This window comes from Massilia polaris (genome assembly GCF_012927275.1).
GTDB lineage: Bacteria > Pseudomonadota > Gammaproteobacteria > Burkholderiales > Burkholderiaceae_D > Telluria_A > Telluria_A polaris.
Map to the genome: position 1 here is coordinate 1 of NZ_JABBGG010000028.1, position 1,390 is coordinate 1,390.

Genomic DNA, 1,390 nt, shown 5'->3' on the forward strand with positions numbered 1-1,390 from the left:
TGCGTATTCCGGTCAACGTGACCGCTGATTCCGGCCTATCGTGACCGCTGCGCATTCGATGATGTTACGCGTTTAAATTGTAAAGGCTGCGGTCACGATGGGTCGATATTTCTCTCCTTTTTGCTAGTTTTAGGTCGTTGGGTGCGTAGCGAGTCGCCGGTCAGCGTGAAGCGGTGGTTGCGCTGCATGATACGGTCCAGGATCGCATCGGCGATGGTGGCGTCGCCGATCCAGGCATGCCAGTGGTCGACCGGCAGCTGGCTGGTGATGATCGTGGCCTTGCTGCCGGCCCGGTCGTCGATGATCTCCAGCAGATCCGAGCGCGTCATACTGTCGATGGCGCCCATGCCCCAGTCGTCAAGCACAAGGACGTCAGTCTTGGCCAGCTGGAGAAGCCATTTGCCGAAGGCCCCGCTGACGTGCCGGATGCGCAGTTCTTCCTGCAAGCGGGGTACACGCTGGTAGATCGCGCTGTAACCACGCCGGCAGGCGTACTGCGCCAGCGCACAGGCAAGCCACGACTTGCCGGCGCCAGTCGGGCCGGTGATCAGGATGCTGTGGCCGGCGCTGACCCAGTCCCCTAGCGCCAGGCTCATGACTTCGCGGCGGTCGATGCCACGACCGGAGCGCGCGTCGATGTCCTCGATCGCGGCCTGACCGTACTTGAGGTGCGCGTTCTTCAGCAGCCGCACCAGCTTTCGGTCATTGCGGGCATGGACCTCGCGGTCGATCAGCAGCGCCACACGCTCCTCGAAGCTCAACGCGCTCATGCCTGGTTGTGCCAGTTGTTCTTCAAGGCCGGCCGCCAGGCCATCCAGTTTCAGTGAGCGCAGTTGTGCCAGGGTTGTGTGCATCATCATCTCGTCGTTCCTCATTGGTAGTAGCCAGGTCCGCGGACGTGGGCATGGTCGGGGCTGACCCACTCGCCAGCGACAGTCGGCGCGCTCTGGTCGCGGTTGTTCTTCAGGATGTCGTTCACATGCCGGTACTGGCAGGCGCCGATCTGCAGGGCCAGCGTGCAGGCCGCTTCCAGGCGCCCCTTGCCGTAGCGCTTAGCCAGCGACAGGAGCCCCAAGCACGCGCGGTAGCCGTGCTCTGGATGCCTGTTCTCGGCCATCAGCCGCGTCACCGCTTCGGCGGTCGCCGGACCGATACTCGTCCCCCAGTGGATCAGGCGTGTCGGCGTCCATTCCATGTGAGCGCGGTGAGCGGCAGGCATGTGCGTCGCCGTCGTGGTGAAGCCTCCCTGGCGGCTGTTGCGGGCATGGCTGGCGACGCGTTGGCCCCGATGCATCAGCTCCACCACCGCCGTCGTGATGCGTGCTTCGATCACCTGGCCGACCAGCGCGTGCGGCACGCTGTAGCGGTGGCGCTCGACCTCGACGTGGTA

2 protein-coding genes are annotated in these 1,390 nt (G+C 64.4%); both read right to left on the reverse strand.

Features of this window, described 5'->3' with window-relative positions:
• Window positions 1–92: 92 nt before the first annotated feature.
• On the reverse strand, window positions 93–860 hold the full coding sequence (gene istB, locus HHL21_RS21310; RefSeq protein WP_169469676.1) for an IS21-like element helper ATPase IstB: 768 nt from the start codon (window positions 858–860) through the stop codon (window positions 93–95).
• A gap of 11 nt (window positions 861–871) precedes the next feature.
• A partial coding sequence (locus HHL21_RS21315; protein ID WP_169469678.1) for a Mu transposase domain-containing protein occupies window positions 872–1,390 on the reverse strand: 519 nt, incomplete at its 5' end.

Bases quoted from the DNA above. Each gene is read 5' to 3' on its own strand.
- istB (WP_169469676.1), bottom strand. From the start codon at position 860: ATGATGATGCACACAACCCTGGCACAACTGCGCTCACTGAAACTGGAT.